The following is a 17,032-nucleotide window of genomic DNA, read 5'->3' as shown; positions in this document are numbered from 1 at the left end:
TGGTATTTTATTTGTGCTTGATTTATTTAACTTCGAAAATTATGTCTAACTACATTATTAGCCACTAATTATAAATTTTTGTTCATGGAACCTAATTTTTAGTTATAATTTTGGCTTTTCCCTAAAAAAATATTATATTCTTAGTAGTGACATTATCTATGCTAATTTGACTTAGTTCATGTGCATTAAATACAGCTAAGCAGATACAGCACTACAGCAAACACAAAATGGTTTAAATAATCAAGCATCATAAAATCTCACAAAGATAGATAGTCTACGTACAAAAATTGCCAAATATCGAACTGAAGCGGATCAAATACAAAAATAGTCTAATAGCTTAGCAGATGATATTGCAAATATTAAAGACTATATAGTAATTTTAAATATCATAATAGTGATCGTGTATAGCTGTCAGTAAAGGGTTAATTCAAAGAACCCTGCAAATATGTCAATGTTGATGATAAAGTAAACCAATAGAGAACACTAGTAAATGATTATCAGGCACAGAATACTTTAAAAGCAATTTAACAAAAACAAGCTAATCAAGCAGTAAAAATATCGCAGCAAATTAGTGAGTTAAAGTTACAAGTTAAATAGTACAATTATTTTTATTATTATGATACTAATCTTCTTTACTTAGACACTCTAGCTGTTAAAATATAAGCTTATCTATTAATAGAGTTTAATTTTATGAAAAAGAATATTTTCACTTATCTGTTAATAATAGTTACTCTTATTAGCTTTATATTAGCTGGTTGTGTATCAAAAAGCGAAAAGCTAAATGAGTTAGAAAAAAATCAACAGCAGATGCAAAAAGAGATGACTACTATTGAGAAAGAGGCAAATGAAGCTAAGCAAAGAGCAGAAAGGTATGAAAAACTTACTGACAAATATAAAAACATTTTAGAACAGAAAGAACAAGAATTTAATCAGCTTCAATCTGCATATACAAATAATAAAGATGAAACTTTGCAAGCTAGAAAAGTTATTCTAGAAAAGCTTATAAGGGGTGCTCAAGATTCGGTACATTTACAAAAAAGGTTAAAGCGCTATATTAAGAATGCAAATATCTATAAAGAGAAATCTCAACAACTAGATGAGAAAGCAAAGCAAACTCAAGAAAGTGTTGAGAAAACAACTCAAGAAATTGAAGAAATAAAAAAAGAGATTGGTGCTGATCAAGGACAAACTCAATAAAACAAATATAATAGGTAATGCAAATGAAAAAAATTTTACTTTTTACTTTAATGACAGTAACTTTATCATGCTGTAGTAAATATAATGCTTTTATTGATAAGCTTTATGATTCTGATAATTCCATAAAGGTTAACCCTGATGATAATCTTGATAATCCAGATCAATATGGTGAAGTTATTTCTGAGGATAAGCCAACAGCTACACTAAAATTAAAATATAAAGCTGCAACACATGAAATTGATGCTATGATAATAACAAACTGGAATGGCGCACCACAGGGAACTATATATCTAACATGGGTAGCACCTAAAGATACTAATTGTTATAACACATCATTTCCTATTACTAAATTTAATGAAACCCAGGATTATACTATTGATAGTCAAAGTGTTCTTAGTGATGATAAAGTCTGTGATGGTACATGGACAGCAATGGTAGTCAATAAGTCAGATAATTCAGAGCTTGCTAAGGCTTCTTTCGAAGTAAAATAATTTTTTATAAGAACTAAGTTGATATTTTTACTAAACTATCATAACTAAGTTTCAACCTTGTGTGGTAATTAGTGAGAAATTACCTAAAAAAATATATTACGCTGATTGTATTTTCTATTTTTTAACTCTAGCAATTTTCTTTGTTTTTTAAAATGCCTTTTATGCATTATACTGTATTGAATTTAGTTAAAATATCATCAGATAGTACTGTTAGCGCTATTTTAACGATATATTAACAGCTAATATTTACTTATTTATATATAGATATTATATTTTCTATACAGTACTTTGTACCGCTAGTGTAACTGTTCTTATACATAAAAAAATATTTTCTGAGATGATCAAGTTATTTAGTAGTTTTAGTCGCGTGCTTAGATATGCAATAGCTTTATTCTTCATATTAGGGATTATATCATCGGCTTTTGCGATATCACCTTCTAATTTATAGCTGTTTATATTAGGGATAATTCTAAATACAATTATTTGACTATCTTTAATATTCTTTGGTGGATATTTATTTTTACAATTATCTTTATTAGCTAACTACTCTATATATGGATCATATATTGCTGGTAATATTCAAAAAGTTTTATTGTATATATAACTGCCTAAATCCTCGCTTTTTAGATAATTATTTTAGCTGGTTTATGTCATTGCTACTTTTACCTTGGTTTATTGATTTAAAACCTATATATAAACTCAGTTCATTTATAGCTTTAACTCTAGCATGGTTTATTTTAATAAATCATACTTTTAGAACAATATTTGCAGAGTATGTGGTTATACTGCCATTGCTTTATGTTTTTGCGCGAAGCTATTTTAAAATAGCGTTTATAACACTTGTTCTAACTTTAGTTTGTGGTAGTTTGCTAGAGTTATTCTATAATTATTTTATAGCTATTGCAGATATTTCAAATGTTAAATCCCCAGCAGATCTTATAAGAGTAGGCTTTAGTGGTAGAATTCCTCTGTGGAAAGAATTTTGGGGTAGGAGTTGAGCATCCTTGGGGGTAGGACAGTGGAATTATATAGCAATTACTAAACGCCCAGGTGGTTATCCACATAATCTGTTATTAGAAATATGGTCACAGTTGGGTATTCCTGTATTTATATCTGCTGCTGTAGTTATTATTACAGCTCTTAAAAACTTATACAAAAAATTTTTAGAAATATGCTTGAATCCTTATCAATGTATATTTGTGATGATGCTCACAGCTGGAATGATTGATGGGATGATAAATGCAATGTTTAAAACATCTTTAGGCTTATTTGGTTATGTCTTTGTGTTTGGTTTTGTTTATCTATTTTTGTAAAGCAGCCTAGACAATATATAGGTGTAATAGTTCAAGCTATATAGTATTTGGATTATCAATATTTGCTAGTATAATTTTGTATTGCAATTTTACCACTTATATTTCCACCTTTGTGGATATGATAAGTTATTTTAATTTATGGGATATCGATAGGATCTAAGCTCGAAAGTATATTTTTATTTAGTTTCAAATGGTACAGCGTAGTCACACTCGCTATTAGGGCAAGCTTTCTGCTCACCATCTTTTTTGGTTGTTTTGTGTAACAGTATTGGTGAGTGACATTTAGGGCACTCTTCTTTTATTGGTAGATACCAATAAGCATTTTTACACTTAGGGAATCCTGCACAAGCGTAGAAAACTTTACCTTTACGAGACTTTTTCTCAACAATATGATTTTTATTACACTTAGGGCAAACCACACCAGTATCTTTAGGTTTTTCAATAGGTTCCATATGTTTGCACTCAGGGTAGTTTGAGCAACCAATAAACTTACCATAGCGACTTTTTTTGATATGCAAATCAGAGCTACACTTAGGGCATTTTCTATCCTCTACAACTATAGGCTCCTCTTTATCAACTTCTTTATTATCAATATCTATATGGCGAGTATATTTGCAAGTCGGGTAGTTTGTACAGCCAATAAATCTGCCATTTTTCCCAAGCCTAAGTGATAACTTACTACCACATTCAGGACAGTCTTCATCAAGCTTTTCTTGCACAACATCTTTACGTGATACATCTTCAGAAATTTTATTAATTCTCTCAATGAAAGGGTGCCAGAAGTTATTTAGCACACTTAGATAATCATTTTTGTGATGAGCAATATCATCAAGCTTTTTTTCTAAGCCTGCCGTGTAAGAGTATTCAACATATTTTTTGAAATATTCAGTTAGGAACTTATTTACGATACGACCTTTATCTGTAGGGATAAAACGGCGTTTTTCTACTTCAACGTATTCTCTTTGTTGTAAAGTTGAGATGATTGTTGCATAGGTTGAAGGTCTACCAATACCATATTTCTCTAATGCTTGAACTAAAGATGCTTCTGTATAGCGAGGTGGCGGCTCTGTTGAGTGAGCTTTTATAATAACATCATTTAGTGTTATTTTTTCACCTTTTTCAAATTTTGGTAGAGTTATTTCCTCATTATCATCTTTGTCATCTTCATCTTTCTCAACATTGTAGATTTTCAAAAATCCTGCATCGACAATAACTGTACCAGTAACTTTAAACTTATGTTGAGCATGTTTGGTAATTAAATCTACTGATGTACTATTTAAAGTTGCGTGCTTCATTTGGCATGCAATAGTTCGATTATAAATTAGGCTGTAGAGCTTAAACTCATCAGCAGTTAAAAACTGCTTTATTGACTTAGGAGTTTTATTTGCAGATGTGACACGGATAGCCTCATGCGCTTCTTGAGCATTCTGTGATTTTTTCTCAAAAACTCTTGGTTTAGCTGGTAACATATCCTTGCCATACTTTGCTTGAATAAAGTTCCTTATATCATCGACAGCATCGTTAGAAAGGTTTGTTGAGTCTGTTCTCATGTACGAGATAAGACCAACAGATTCACCATTGCCTAGATCTATACCTTCATATAACTTTTGTGCTGTAGACATTGTTCTTTTAGCAGTAAAACCAAGTTTTTTTGAAGCCTCTTGTTGTAACGTTGATGTTATAAAAGGAGGATATGGGCTTCTGCGTGTTTTTTTCTCAGTAATACCATCAACTATCAAAAAGCCATTAGCATCTTTTAGAATACTAGCTTTGGCATTATCGGCAGCTTCTGCAGTTGTAAAAGTGAACTGTTCAACTTTGTTATTGTTAAATTCAATTAGATTTGCAAATATTTGCTTTTGTTTTAAAGTATCTGCTCTTAGGCTCCAATAGCCTTGTTTGACAAATTTTTCACGCTCTATTTCACGCTCAACAATCATTCTTAGTGCTGGACTTTGTACTCTCCCTGCTGATAGACCACTTGTGATTTTACGCCATAACAATGGAGAGAGATTAAAACCAACAAGAAAATCTAGTGCTTGACGAGCTTTTTGAGCATCAACTAAATCCATAGATAACTCTTTTGGATTTGCTATAGCATTTGTCACAGCTGATTTTGTGATTTCGTTAAACGTGACACGATAAACATTTTTGTCTTTAAGTAAGCATGCACTTTTTAATACTTCTTGTACATGCCATGATATAGCTTCACCTTCTCTATCTGGGTCAGTAGCAAGATAGATATTTTGCGCACCTTTTGCCGCCTTTTTTATTGCATCTAAATGTTTTTTGCTTTTTTCACTAATTGTGAATTTAATTTTAAAATTATCATTTACATCGATAGAGGTATCTTTGGAGGGTATTTCGCGTACATGTCCAAATGATGCTAATATTTCAAATTCACTACCAATATATTTTTTTATAGTCTTTGTTTTGGCTGGAGACTCTACAATTACTAAATTTTTTGCCATTTTAAACCTTTGAGATAATCTTTTATAAAAAGAGTATTTGTGTGAATACTCAATAATGAATTAATAAAATATAAGAAAACAATCAGCTTATCAATAGTTAATGTACAAAAGTTAGTTTTATAGCAGACAAATATAGACTATAATTTGCTAAGTATTTTATATAAATAAAATAATTTGTACATTTTAAGGTTTAAAAAAAATGAAGCAAAAAAATGCAAAAGTAGTTTCTTTGCTACAGCAAAAGGGTGGCTCAGGAAAAACTACAACAGCAATTAATATCGCCTGTGGTTTAAAAGAACTTGGCTATAAAGTTGCCATAATTGATATGGATAAGGATAAGCCTGATGCTTACATGTGGATGGCTAAAAATGATCAACTAGGTAATTTTGTCTATAGTCTTGATGAGAAAAATGTGCGGGAAAAAGTTATTGAGTTTAAGCAAGACTTAGATTTTATTATAATTGATACACCACCTAATTTCCAAACTGCCGCATTAAAATCAGCATTATTATCTGATCTGGTAGTTATACCATGTTCACCTAGCGGTATGGACTTATCAGGTCTTATAGAGGCAAAAGACTTGGCTATAACTGCTGAAAAACCTTATAAATTCTTTGCTAACAGAGTACAAATCCAATCAAATATGGCAAAAAGCTTATGGGAGTTTTTTGAACAAGATGGTAATTTCTTTGATGCTTATGTTTCTCAAAGTGTTAAGTTTATAGAAGCTGAAGCTGAAGGTGTTTATGTCGGTGACTATGCTAAGCAAAGCAAAGTTCATATACAGGTTAAAAAACTTGCAAGAGAAATAGTTGAGTTCTTTGGAGAGGATAATGGCTAAAAAAGTTTCTTTAATGAACCGTAAAATTAATCAAAAGATTCATGATACTATCGCTCAAGAGAAAAAAGATATCCTCAGAGCAATGCAGTTACAAGACTTAAATGAGCAGGCAAGCAAGGTTGGTCAGCTTTTTGAGTTACCTTTGACTATAGTAAAACCAGATGTTAATCAACCACGCAAAACATTCAAAAATATTGATTCTCTAGCAGATAGTATTAAAGAAAATGGTGTAATTCAGCCAATCATCGTTACAGATAAAAAAGCTGATGGGATTCATTATATAATAGTTGGTGAACGAAGATATTTGGCAACTAAGCAAGCTGGTTTGACAACGATACCATGCATAGTTAGACAAGAAGAGTCTGATGTAAATATTGTGCTATTACAGCTTTTAGAAAATGATCAAAGAGAAAATGTTTCCCCATTTGAAGAGGCTGATGCCTTAAGATATTTGATAGAGAATAAAAATGTCAAAAAATCTGATATAGCTAAGGTATTAGGTAGAGATAACAGCTGGATATCTATGCGCCTAAAGATAGCTGATGCTGATGAGAATATTCGTGAGCTATCAAATAGAGGTATTATTGAAGATGTTAGAACTTTGTATGAACTTAAGAAGTTTGCTGAAGAGATACCACAAGGGGCCCAAGAGTTTGTCAAAAAAGCTCTAGAGAATAAGATATCAGGTTCATATCGTAGTGCAATTACTCGTTATAGAGATAATTGGAAGCGCAAAACCGAAATTTTAGATAGTACACAAATCGATATTATAACTATCAAAGATATCACTAAAGATGGTAACCTCATAAAAATAAAAGGTTCACGTTGTGGAACGAAAAGTTATACATATACTTTTGAAATAACACCAGAGTTCAAAAAAATACTGTTTGATGCATTAATAAATTAATAATAAAAAATCACATGAAAATAGCAATTTTACAAACAGACCATATCCAAGAACATCGTCATGGAATTGCTGGTGGTAATTATACAGAAATGTTTGCTAATTTTTTTTAAAGTTGTCTGTAGTGGTTGATTTTGATATTTTTAATATAACTATACAGGAGTATCCCCAAGACTATAATATATACAATGGTTTTATCATAACTGGAAGTAAAGCTACAGCTTTTGATAATCTAGCTTGGATTGTTAAGTTAAAAGCAGCAATAGTTAAACTTCATGATAGTTACAAGGAGATCGTAGGTATTTGTTTTGGACATCAAATTTTAGCTCAAGCCCTAGGTGGTAGATTTGAACGAGGACCTAAATGGTTTGCAGTGGGTGTGCATAATGTTTATATTTTAACTAGAAAGTCATGTATGGAGCCATTTCATAGTTATTTAAGTTTGTTGTTTTACTATCAAGATATGGTTTTAAAATTACCGCAGGAAGCTGAACTTATAAGTACGAGCGATTACTGTAAAGTTCAAATGTTTTGTATAAATAATCATATTCTAGGCATACAGACTCATCCAGAAATGCTTAAGGTTCATACCCATACACTTATCAAAAAATATCAAAATGATATAAAAAATGAGTTTCATCAGGTTTTAGAAAGCCTAAGGATTAGAAATAATAGTTTAATAATATCCCATTGGATGGTTAATTTTTTTTGAGTACAAGGATTAAATATGCGACAAATAAATAGGCTGGTAGTTTTTGGAGATAGTCTTTTAGATAATGGTAATATCATGAAAACACTAGATATACCAGGTAAGCCATATCACGATGGCAGATTTTCAAATGGACTAGTCTCAACAGAGATTTTAGCTCAAATGCTTGCCAAAGATCAGAAGCTATCAGAGATCAAGCATAAAAATTATGCGATAGGAGGTGCTTTGACACATGGTACGAACCCATCATCATTACTAAGATATCATTCTTTTGCTGTATCTGAACAAATTGTCAAGTTTGAAAATGAAGAAGGTAGGTTTGCTGATGATGATCTTGTCGTTATAAACGGTGGGGCGAATAACTTTATGTTTATGCTTTACAATGAAATTCCATATATAAACCTAGTACCAAAATTTAGAGTAGCTCGGGATCTTAATAAGATTGTCCGAAAAGCTATAAAAATGGGAGCTAAGAATATAATATTGTGGAATATTCCAGATGTTACTAAGGCACCAGCATATAAAGACTATCTATCTAACTGGGTGGGTAAATTTTTTAAATCATATATGCAAATAAATGTTAATCTACAGAATGGTTTATTAATGAATCGTGTTGCAGAATTACAAGCAATTTTTCCAAATATAAATCTTAAGCTTTTTGATTTTTATAGCTTATTAAATGATTGTGTTGAGAACCCAGCTAAATATGGATTTGAAAATGTTACTGATGCCTGTGTCGATAGTTATGGTGGTGCGGATTCATTAGGTAATATTCAATATGATATAGAGATAATGGGTGATCCAGAGAAGTATTTATGTTGGGATTATTGCCATCCAACAGCAAAAGCTAATAGGTTGGTTGCAAGTAAAATGTTTGATTTATGGAAACATGATGAGTTAAAATTTAATAGCTCAGCTTGAGTTTATTAGTGAACTTGAGAAACTAAAAAAAGTTTATCGCCAAACTTAGTCGCCATGTAATAGCAATCGTCATGAAGGTAGTGCCGAACAAAGTTGGCAAGTTGCCATGACTGCTAACATTTTGGCGGAGTATGCTAATGTCAGTTTAGATATTGCTAAAGCTATCAAGATGCATAGTGGCGATACTTTTGCGTTTGCTGTAGTCATATACACTCATAGAGACAAAATGAACTTACTGCAATTCAAAAAAATAGCTAAAGTTTTAACTGATCTCAAGGACAAAAGCTATAGCAGCTATAGCTGGGGTTTGATAGCTCGCAGACTAGTTCCAGCAAATACAAAATTTTAATAATAATGGAGGTACATGGAAAAATTATGGTATTACTATGGATAAAATCTTAGAAAGAAATAAATACTTAAATGAAATAGCGCCAAAATTATATAATTTATCTACTTGACAAATTTGAAGAAAACTTTGTAGGAGATTTTTAAAAATAAACTATTAAAGTAAACCAATCTTAAAACTCTATTTTAAATCATATGTTTTAAAGATAAATTAATCCTTAAATCCAGTTGCAACTATATAGAACTCTCGTGATTTTGCTCTTGAAGATTTTGGTTTAAACTGAATAACTTTATTGAAAGACTCTCTTACTAGCTTGAGATATTCATCACTACCTTTACCTTGAAAAACTTTCGCAACGAAACAACCATTTTTATTAAGGTTCATATTGGCAAAATCCAAAGCTAACTCAAGCAGATATATTGATTTTGCTTGATCTGAAGTTTTATTACCGCTTAGATTTGGTGCCATATCAGAGATAACACAATCAATTTTTTGATTGTTAACAAGAGTATTGAGTTTTTGATAAGTTTCATAACTAGAGAAGTCGCCTTGAATAAATTCTACTCCAGCTATTGGAGCCATCTCTAATAGATCTAGAGCAATAAACTTACCATTTTTACCTATATATTTTATCACTTGCTCAGACCAGCCACCTGGAGCTGCACCAAGATCGACGACAAACATATTTGGTTTAAATAATTGATACTTATATTGTATTTCAATGACTTTGAAACTTGCTCTACTACGGTAACCAAGCTTATTTGCTTGGATGACATAGTAGTCTGAAGTATGCTCATGTAGCCATCTTTTAGTACTAGAACTTTTAGACATTTATTTAGCTAATTATTTTTTATATATTGTATGGATATTTTTATAATAAATAAAGATTTGTTATGTTTTGTTAGTTGTATATTTGAAAAGCTTATAAAATAGCTACTTTGTGGTTATAATTACAGTATTGAATATTTTAGGTTATTAGGTCTAAATATGTCCAAGAAAATTTTACCCTTTTGTTTGGCAAGTTTGGTAATGGCTTCATGTACTATAAAAAGTGATTTAGAGGATAATATTACCCATTATGAGAAACTAACAAGATATAGTGTGGTTAAACAAATTGATTTTAGTAAGCATACAAATGATATCGATGGAGTAAGATTCTTAGTAGCAAATTATCCAGATCAAATTATTCGTCTTGATGGTGTTGATTTTAATAATAGATATAATAAGTTAGTCAGCTATTTAAAAACTAATGGCTATACAATTATGGTAAATGAAAAATTACCTTTGATAGCTACGATTATTGCCGAGGTTAATAAGCCTCTTCCTAATGTAAAATATGTTGGTATTATTATGGAACATGATTCAAAAATGGGTCAAACAATCTACAATATATCTTATGGCGGCAATGAATTCAAAGCGCGCCAATTATATACTGACTATAAAAAGTCATTATGATTTCTTTTTAGTAAACAAAGATGCCGTTATCAAGAGTATAACTCCACATGTAATAGCTGAGTCAGCTATATTAAAAGATGGCCAGTGATAGTTGCCGATATGAAAATCTAAGAAATCAATTACATAGCCTTGAAAAGCACGATCGTAAAAGTTGCCTAGAGCACCACCTAGAATAAGTGCAAAAGAAAATAGATTAAGTTTCTCAGTAACTGGTTGCTTGACAATTAGGTAAATAAGAACAATTGCTGCAACCAGTGAAATTATTGAAAACGTTATCATCTGCCATGATGTTTGATCATTACTTAGAAGACTAAATGCTGCACCATGATTATATAACAACGTAAGATTTAAAAAACTAGTTATTTTTACAGATTTAGCAAACTCTATATGTGTATTTGCTAAATATTTAGTGTATAAGTCAGCTAAAATAATCAAAATTGCTAAGATAAAATATTTCAATTTTGGTTTAAGCAAATTCACGTGACTCTCCAGTTGCTGTAGTTATATTTTCGACACAACGACTACAGATATCTTTATACTGTTGATTCTCTCCAACTGTTTGGCTGCGATGCCAGCATCTTTCACACTTAGGTTCTTCAATTTTAGTTATCTCAATAGATAAGCCAGGGATATTAGCAGCAATTGACTTACATGACTTTTCTTCAATTACTTTTAGGTTTGCTTTTGAAGATATTAGTAAGAACCTAAGTTCATTACCAAGTTTTTCTAGTAACTTATAATTATCCTTATCAGCATAAATTGTAATTTCAGCTTCTAGAGATGATTTGACAGCATCTTCATTTCTTTTAATCTCAAGTACTCTATTTACTTCAGAGCGTATCTCTTGGATTTTTGCCCAGTATTCTAGATCTAGTTCAGAATCTGTGTCAAAATATTTAAGTTCTGTATACCACTCACAAAGCTGGATTGGTAGGTCAGTAGTCTTTGGTGTAGCTTCCCAGATTTCATCAGCAGTGAATGAAAGTATAGGTGCCATCCATCTTACAAGAGCATGGACAATATGATAAATAGCTGTTTGGGCAGACTTGCGTGGATGTCCATTAGTTTTTGTAGTATATTGCCTATCTTTGATGATATCTAGATAAAAACTTCCCATTTCAATAGAGCAGAAATGATGTATTAGCTGCGCGACTGTATGAGTTTGATATTTATTGTAAGCATAAATGATTTTATCCTGAAATTCTTTGGTTTTAGCTATTGCCCATTGATCTAGCTTAACTAATTTATCAAATTCAATAATATCAGTCGCTGGGTTAAACCCATCTAAGTTTGAAAGTAAGAATCTAGCAGTATTACGCAATCTACGATAAGTATCCGCAGTTCTTTTTAAGATTTGATCAGATATCGCCATTTCACTCTTATAGTCAGTTGAAGCTGTCCAGAGACGTAAGATATCAGCGCCAAGAGTGTTATAGATATCTTGAGGAGATGTTACGTTTCCAAGAGATTTAGACATCTTACGGCCATGCTCATCTACTACAAAGCCGTGAGTGAAAACTTCTTTATACGGTTGGCTACCTTTAGCAGATATTGCTACTAAAAGCGATGTTTGAAACCAGCCACGATGTTGGTCAGATCCTTCTAAATATAAATCAGCTGGATAGCTTAGGCGTTTGTCTATGTCTAGTACACACATACTAGATGAGCCAGAATCAAACCAAACATCTAAGGTATCTTTGACAGGCTTATACTGATCAGTTTCTGCAATGAATTCGCTTTCATCAGCATTAAACCATGCTTCAATACCACCTTTTTCAATTTTCTCAGCGACTTTGTGTAGTATTTCAATAGTGTTTGGATGTAGCTCTTCAGTTTCCTTATGGATAAATAAAGGTAACGGGACTCCCCAAGTTCTTTGGCGTGATATACACCAGTCAGGTCTATCTTTAACCATGCCTTCTATACGTGCTTGCCCCCAGCTAGGCGCCCAGCTAGTTTCTTTGATAGCTTGTAGTGCTTTATCACGCAATCCTTGTTTTTCCATGCTTATGAACCATTGTGGCGTTGCTCTAAATATAAGAGGAGTTTTGTGCCGCCAGCAGTGAGGATAGCTATGCTTGATCTTATTAGAATTCATTAGGCGCTTTTTCTCACCAAGAAGTTCGATAATTCTATTATTAGCTTTAAATATAAATTCTCCAGCAAATAGTTTGGTATTTTCGCTATAGCAACCATTACCTTTGACAAAAATGTCCATAGATAAGTTATGCTCTTTCCCTAGGTAAAAATCCTCAACGCCATGAGTAGGAGCTATATGTACTATCCCTGTACCAGCGTCATCAGTGACATGATCACCATGTAAAATTGGCACATGACGACTGTAGAAAGGGTGCTCAGCTATAATTCCAGTTAGTTTATCGCCAGTTGTTGTAGCAATTATTTGATCATTTTCTATGGTATATCTTTTCAGTGTTTGTTCAACTAGATTTTCAGCTAAGATAATATAAAAATCATCAATTTTAATTAAGCTGTAGTTTAGTTGGTTGTTTACTGCAATTGCTTGGTTAGCAGGAAGTGTCCAAGGAGTAGTTGTCCAAATAATTGCAAAAGCATCATGATTTAACGAATCTAAACCAAAAGCTTGTGCAAGTTTGTCTTTATCTTTGATTTTAAATTTGACATCGATAGCAAGGGAAACCTTATCAGCATATTCAACCTCAGCTTCAGCAAGTGCTGAACCACAATCAGTGCACCAATGTACAGGTTTAAATCCTTTGCTTAGATGACCATTATTAATAATCTTAGCTAATGTTCTAATTATATTAGCTTCATAATCAAAATTCATAGTTAGATATGGATGTTCCCAGTTACCTAGAACACCAAGTCTCTTGAAATCTTTTTTTTGGATTTCTACTTGTTTTTTAGCATATCTGCGACATTTTTTTCTAAAATCTTCTTCAGATATACCTTGTCCAGCCTTGCCATGTTTTTTCTCAACTTGTAACTCAATTGGTAAGCCATGGCAATCCCAAGTAGGAATATAAGGAGCATCATAACCACTTAGGGTCTTTGACTTGATAATTATATCTTTAAGAATTTTATTTACTGCATGGCCAACATGAATATTCCCATTAGCATATGGTGGACCATCGTGAAGGACAAATTTCTCACGCCCAGCAAAATGTTCTCTAATTTTTTTATAAATACCTTGCTTTTCCCATTTGTTAAAAATGATTGGTTCTTTATTAGCTAGGTTACCTTTCATAGAAAAAGATGTTTTTGGGAGATTTAAGGTGTCTTTATAGTCACTCATGTGGATTATTCCTTAGGTATTAAATAATAAGTTTATATTGAGAAATTTAAAATTACTTAAAGTTAAATTATAAAGTACAAAGCTGATTATGTTAATAGTCTATAATGTAGTTATTAATTTTTTTGCAGTTTTAATATCTTTGAATATTTGTGATTTTAATTCTTCAAAAGAATTAAACTTCATTTCTGTCCTGATAAAACCTACTATTTCTGTGGTGATATGTTTACTATAAATATCCCTATTAAAATTAAAGATATGGGTCTCAATAAGATTATTCTTACCATCGATAGTTGGCCTAGTACCAGAATTAGTCACTCCATAGAAAACCTCATCATCGATAAAAATTCTGGTTAGATAAACTCCCTTGAGAGCCGAATTTTTAGGTAATTTCTGATTGGCAGTATTAAAGCCAATTTTTCTACCATTTTTTTTGCCATGTATGACACGGGAGTTAATTTTTATTGATGCACCTAAGAGCTTGTTGGCTTCTGCCAAATCATGATTTGTAATAGCTTGACGAATATCGCTGCTACTAATACGGTGATTATCTAGATTTAAGGTAGAAACCTTATCAACACTAAAATCATGGGTTTGTGAGTATTGGTTTAGAAGTTCATAATCACCACCACGGTTTTTGCCAAATTTAAAGTCATCACCAACAATTATATATTTGGTATTGAGCTTATTGACAAGAAATTCTTCGATAAATTCTTTTGCAGTAATATTTGCAAATTTTGTATTAAATTTTTGACAAATTATATACTCTACACCAAGCTTATGTAAGTTGATTATTTTATTTCTAAAATCATATATTCTTAACGGAGCTCTTTCTTTTAAGAAAAACTCTTTAGGTAAAGGTTCAAAGAATAAAATGTAGGGTACTAGGTTATTCTCTTTAGCTATAGTTAAGAGTTTTTTTACGATTGCTTGATGACCTAGATGGATGCCATCGAAAGAGCCAATAGCTATTGCTTTTGGTGAAGGATCTTTGGTTTTATTTAAGTCTGTAATAATTTTCATTATGATTAATAGAAGGGTTTAAAGCAAATTACATTTGAAAATGTATAATAGCGTATAGTATTCATTTTTTGTTGAAAAAAAGCAACTACTGATAGATACTTAATTTGTTAGATGTTTTTGTTATAGTGTAACGTAAAATTTTATAAGTGGTCTGGGTCATGGAAAGACGTGAAAAAAGAATAAGAAAGTTAAGAAATAAAAGCGGTAAAGTTTTTGCAATAGAAACTAATCTTACAGGTAGACAGCTTTTAAATAATAGGGTTTTAAATAAGGATGTTGCTTTTAGTCAAGAAGAAAGAATTGCTTTTGATCTTATAGGCTACCTACCAGAAAAAGTCGAAAGTCTCGAAGAGCAGGCTATTAGAGTAAGAAGACAGCTTGACTTGAAACCTAACTCTCTTGAAAAATATGTATTCTTAAATAGGCTTCATGACTTAAACACCACACTATTTTACCACTTTGTGCGTGAGAATTTAGAAGAAATAATGCCGGTTATATATACACCAACAGTAGGTGAGGCAGTTGAAAAGTATAGTAGTCAATTTAGAAAACAAAGCGGTTTATTTATCTCTATAAGTCATAAAAAACATATTGCTAGAATACTAGAGCGATATGAGTACAATAGTATTGATCTAGTACTTGTTACAGATGGTGAGGCAATTCTTGGGATTGGCGATCAAGGCATCGGTGGTATGAATATTAGTATTGGTAAGATTATGGTCTACGTAGCTGCAAGTGGTATAGATCCAGCAAGAGTTTTACCCATACAGCTTGATATGGGTACAAATAACGATGTTTTATTAAGTGCTTCAGGTTACTTGGGTATACGTTTACCAAGAGTCTCTGGTGAAACTTATGATGAGTTTATTGAAGAGTTTGTTACTCAAATTAAAGCTAGATTTCCAAATGTGTTTTTACACTGGGAAGATTTAGGTCGCGATAATGCTACGCGTATTCTAGAAAAATATAAAGATAAGCTATGTACATTTAATGATGATATTGAAGGTACAGGTATTGTTGCTGCAGCTAACTGTATAGCTGCTGTCAAAACGGCAAGCACCATAAGAATAAATGCAGGTGAAATAACCACTGAAGAAGCATTAAGTGGTATATGTGATATTAAAGTAGTTATTTTTGGTGCTGGTAGTGCTGGTTGTGGGATAGCTAGGCAGCTTGCTGATGTAATCGCTGACAGAGCTGGAGTCTCTATTGAGAAAGCTAGAAGCAGTATTTATCTAGTAGATAGATATGGTCTAGTTTGTAATAGACTAAGAGCAAAGAGAATTACACCAGAGCAGAAGCCTTTTGTTAAAACTAGCGAAGAAATTGATAAGTGGGAAGTTGAAGACTTTAATTATATTACACTTGAAGAAACAGTTAAAAATACAAAATGTGCTATTTTAATTGGAACTTCTGGTCAGCCTGGGTCATTTACTAAAGAAATTATTAAAACTATGGCAAAAAATAATAATTACCCTATTATTATGCCTTTATCTAACCCTACATCTCTTTGTGAAGCATTACCTGAAGATATTATTAAATGGACAAATGGTAATGCATTAATTGCAGCGGGTAGCCCATTCCCTGATGTGACATATAATGGTCGTGAATATCGTATTTCTCAAGGAAATAATGCCTTTATATTCCCAGGTTTAGGCTTAGGTTCTGTGGCTGTACATGCCCGAGTTCTTACAAAAGGTATGATTAGAGCAGCTTGCTACAAATTAAGTGATTTATCACCAATGGTAATCCATGAGGATATTACTCAACCATTACTAGCTAGGATAACAGATTTAGTTGATGTTACTAAAGAGATTACAAAAGCAGTAGCTAAGCAGGCAATTTTAGAGGGTGTGCATGGCGTTGATATAGATCTAGAAGATCTAACCGAGACCGAGCTTGATGAAGAGATTGAGAGATTAATTAATTTATCATCATGGACACCAACATATGCACCATATATGCCAATCTAAATCAGTTTGTGATTCTAAGACTTAGAAACAGTTTACACAATATATTAATATTTAGCTATTAATTTACTTTTTAAAAGGTGCAAAATTTGTTGAAACCAAGCACATAATTGTGCTAAA

12 protein-coding genes and 4 pseudogenes are annotated in these 17,032 nt (G+C 32.0%); 11 read left to right on the top strand and 5 right to left on the bottom strand.

The features are described from left to right. The first annotated feature begins 203 nt into the window (after nt 1-203). The 4 genes and pseudogenes from FSC845_RS09485 (at nt 204) to FSC845_RS00770 (ending at nt 3,123) form a co-directional block, all read left to right on the top strand. Nucleotides 204-597, top strand: a pseudogene (locus FSC845_RS09485) (hypothetical protein). Nucleotides 598-690: 93 nt separating this feature from the next. Further along, nucleotides 691-1,197 (top strand): hypothetical protein, encoded by a 507-nt coding sequence (locus FSC845_RS00780; protein ID WP_064461352.1) that lies wholly within the window; start codon nt 691-693, stop codon nt 1,195-1,197. A 23-nt stretch (nt 1,198-1,220) separates the two neighbouring features. After that, complete coding sequence (gene lpnB, locus FSC845_RS00775; RefSeq protein ID WP_064461351.1) at nt 1,221-1,688, top strand: TUL4 family outer member lipoprotein LpnB; 468 nt, start codon at nt 1,221-1,223, stop codon at nt 1,686-1,688. Between the two features lie 61 nt (nt 1,689-1,749). Beyond that, a pseudogene (locus tag FSC845_RS00770) lies at nt 1,750-3,123 on the top strand (O-antigen ligase family protein). A gap of 54 nt (nt 3,124-3,177) precedes the next feature. Here FSC845_RS00770 and topA read toward each other — a convergent pair. After that, nucleotides 3,178-5,472, bottom strand: coding sequence for a type I DNA topoisomerase (topA, locus tag FSC845_RS00765; RefSeq protein WP_064461350.1), 2,295 nt, complete (start codon nt 5,470-5,472; stop codon nt 3,178-3,180). A 199-nt stretch (nt 5,473-5,671) separates the two neighbouring features. On the opposite strand from topA, the gene FSC845_RS00760 reads away from it, so the two are divergent. From FSC845_RS00760 to FSC845_RS09870, 5 genes and pseudogenes are all read left to right on the top strand, one after another. Beyond that, a complete protein-coding gene (locus tag FSC845_RS00760; RefSeq protein ID WP_064461349.1) occupies nt 5,672-6,313 on the top strand; it encodes a ParA family protein in 642 nt (213 codons plus the stop codon). Further along, nucleotides 6,306-7,220, top strand: coding sequence for a ParB/RepB/Spo0J family partition protein (locus FSC845_RS00755; RefSeq protein ID WP_064461348.1), 915 nt, complete (start codon nt 6,306-6,308; stop codon nt 7,218-7,220). The genes FSC845_RS00760 and FSC845_RS00755 overlap by 8 nt, the downstream gene beginning before the upstream one ends. Nucleotides 7,221-7,234: 14 nt before the next feature. Continuing rightward, nucleotides 7,235-7,942: pseudogene (locus FSC845_RS00750) on the top strand (glutamine amidotransferase-related protein). A gap of 2 nt (nt 7,943-7,944) precedes the next feature. Further along, nucleotides 7,945-8,847, top strand: coding sequence for an SGNH/GDSL hydrolase family protein (locus FSC845_RS00745; protein ID WP_064461346.1), 903 nt, complete (start codon nt 7,945-7,947; stop codon nt 8,845-8,847). Beyond that, nucleotides 8,834-9,339: pseudogene (locus tag FSC845_RS09870) on the top strand (HD domain-containing protein). Before FSC845_RS00745 ends, FSC845_RS09870 begins: the two are co-directional and overlap by 14 nt. Nucleotides 9,340-9,403: 64 nt before the next feature. Here FSC845_RS09870 and rlmE read toward each other — a convergent pair. After that, on the bottom strand, nt 9,404-10,024 hold the full coding sequence (gene rlmE, locus FSC845_RS00735; RefSeq protein ID WP_064461344.1) for a 23S rRNA (uridine(2552)-2'-O)-methyltransferase RlmE: 621 nt from the start codon (nt 10,022-10,024) through the stop codon (nt 9,404-9,406). A 156-nt stretch (nt 10,025-10,180) separates the two neighbouring features. Between rlmE and FSC845_RS00730 the strand changes: the two genes are divergently transcribed. Further along, nucleotides 10,181-10,648 carry a hypothetical protein gene (locus FSC845_RS00730; RefSeq protein WP_064461343.1) on the top strand — a complete coding sequence of 156 codons (468 nt, stop codon included), beginning with the start codon at nt 10,181-10,183 and terminating at the stop codon, nt 10,646-10,648. Here the strand turns inward: FSC845_RS00730 and lspA are convergent. From lspA to ribF, 3 genes are all read right to left on the bottom strand, one after another. Further along, the gene (gene lspA / locus FSC845_RS00725; RefSeq protein ID WP_064461342.1) at nt 10,643-11,128 is read right to left on the bottom strand and encodes a signal peptidase II; all 486 of its coding nucleotides are present in this window, start codon (nt 11,126-11,128) and stop codon (nt 10,643-10,645) included. The genes FSC845_RS00730 and lspA overlap by 6 nt on opposite strands. After that, nucleotides 11,115-13,922 carry an isoleucine--tRNA ligase gene (gene ileS / locus FSC845_RS00720; RefSeq protein ID WP_064461341.1) on the bottom strand — a complete coding sequence of 936 codons (2,808 nt, stop codon included), beginning with the start codon at nt 13,920-13,922 and terminating at the stop codon, nt 11,115-11,117. Before ileS ends, lspA begins: the two co-directional genes overlap by 14 nt. Before the next feature lie 99 nt (nt 13,923-14,021). Next, nucleotides 14,022-14,942, bottom strand: coding sequence for a bifunctional riboflavin kinase/FAD synthetase (gene ribF / locus FSC845_RS00715; protein WP_064461340.1), 921 nt, complete (start codon nt 14,940-14,942; stop codon nt 14,022-14,024). Between the two features lie 158 nt (nt 14,943-15,100). On the opposite strand from ribF, the gene FSC845_RS00710 reads away from it, so the two are divergent. Beyond that, on the top strand, nt 15,101-16,915 hold the full coding sequence (locus FSC845_RS00710; RefSeq protein ID WP_064461339.1) for an NAD-dependent malic enzyme: 1,815 nt from the start codon (nt 15,101-15,103) through the stop codon (nt 16,913-16,915). Nucleotides 16,916-17,032 lie beyond the last annotated feature (117 nt).

Source organism: Francisella persica ATCC VR-331 (assembly GCF_001653955.1).
In the GTDB taxonomy this organism is placed as follows: domain Bacteria; phylum Pseudomonadota; class Gammaproteobacteria; order Francisellales; family Francisellaceae; genus Francisella; species Francisella persica.
The sequence above is the reverse complement of the archived record's forward strand: the minus strand, read 5'-3'. Positions and strand labels throughout refer to the sequence as shown.

Bases quoted from the DNA above. Each gene is read 5' to 3' on its own strand.
- FSC845_RS00780 (WP_064461352.1), top strand. From the start codon at position 691: ATGAAAAAGAATATTTTCACTTATCTGTTAATAATAGTTACTCTTATT.
- lpnB (WP_064461351.1), top strand. From the start codon at position 1,221: ATGAAAAAAATTTTACTTTTTACTTTAATGACAGTAACTTTATCATGC.
- topA (WP_064461350.1), bottom strand. From the start codon at position 5,472: ATGGCAAAAAATTTAGTAATTGTAGAGTCTCCAGCCAAAACAAAGACT.
- FSC845_RS00760 (WP_064461349.1), top strand. From the start codon at position 5,672: ATGAAGCAAAAAAATGCAAAAGTAGTTTCTTTGCTACAGCAAAAGGGT.
- FSC845_RS00755 (WP_064461348.1), top strand. From the start codon at position 6,306: ATGGCTAAAAAAGTTTCTTTAATGAACCGTAAAATTAATCAAAAGATT.
- FSC845_RS00745 (WP_064461346.1), top strand. From the start codon at position 7,945: ATGCGACAAATAAATAGGCTGGTAGTTTTTGGAGATAGTCTTTTAGAT.
- rlmE (WP_064461344.1), bottom strand. From the start codon at position 10,024: ATGTCTAAAAGTTCTAGTACTAAAAGATGGCTACATGAGCATACTTCA.
- FSC845_RS00730 (WP_064461343.1), top strand. From the start codon at position 10,181: ATGTCCAAGAAAATTTTACCCTTTTGTTTGGCAAGTTTGGTAATGGCT.
- ileS (WP_064461341.1), bottom strand. From the start codon at position 13,922: ATGAGTGACTATAAAGACACCTTAAATCTCCCAAAAACATCTTTTTCT.
- ribF (WP_064461340.1), bottom strand. From the start codon at position 14,942: ATGAAAATTATTACAGACTTAAATAAAACCAAAGATCCTTCACCAAAA.
- FSC845_RS00710 (WP_064461339.1), top strand. From the start codon at position 15,101: ATGGAAAGACGTGAAAAAAGAATAAGAAAGTTAAGAAATAAAAGCGGT.